The following is a 610-nucleotide window of genomic DNA, read 5'->3' as shown; positions in this document are numbered from 1 at the left end:
CTGGCTTGCCGGCGATTGGGTCGCGCAGCGGCCCCTTTGTTGTCCGATCCATTCAACGGACCGTTCCGATTATTTTGGTTGTCCATGCTTGTACATACAAGTAAAGGTGTGTTTGTATATTATCCACGACATACCCGCCCGCGCTCGACCGCAGAGGACCCTTCCCGTGACCGACAACAATAAATACCGTGACGTTGAAATCCGTGCCCCACGTGGCAACAAGCTCACCGCCAAAAGCTGGCTGACCGAAGCGCCACTGCGCATGCTGATGAACAACCTCGACCCGCAGGTCGCGGAGAACCCGAAGGAGTTGGTGGTTTATGGGGGCATCGGCCGCGCCGCGCGCAACTGGGCATGCTACGACAAGATCGTCGAAACCCTGACCCGCCTGGAAGACGACGAAACCCTGCTGGTGCAATCGGGCAAGCCGGTCGGGGTGTTCAAGACCCACAGCAACGCCCCGCGTGTATTGATCGCCAACTCCAACCTGGTGCCGCACTGGGCCAGCTGGGAGCACTTCAACGAGCTGGACGCCAAAGGCCTGGCCATGTATGGCCAGATGACCGCCGGCAGCTGGATCTACATCGGTAGCCAGGGCATCGTCCAGGGC

At 59.8% G+C, this 610-nt stretch carries 1 pseudogene; it reads left to right on the top strand.

Features of this window, described 5'->3' with window-relative positions:
• Positions 1-166 precede the first annotated feature (166 nt).
• A pseudogene (locus G1E_RS29530) lies at positions 167-610 on the top strand (urocanate hydratase); the annotation flags it as partial.

The sequence above is a fragment of the Pseudomonas sp. TJI-51 genome (assembly GCF_000190455.2).
Taxonomy (GTDB): domain Bacteria; phylum Pseudomonadota; class Gammaproteobacteria; order Pseudomonadales; family Pseudomonadaceae; genus Aquipseudomonas; species Aquipseudomonas juntendi.
Note: the sequence above shows the minus strand (reverse complement) of the source record. Positions and strands in the feature narration are given on the sequence as shown.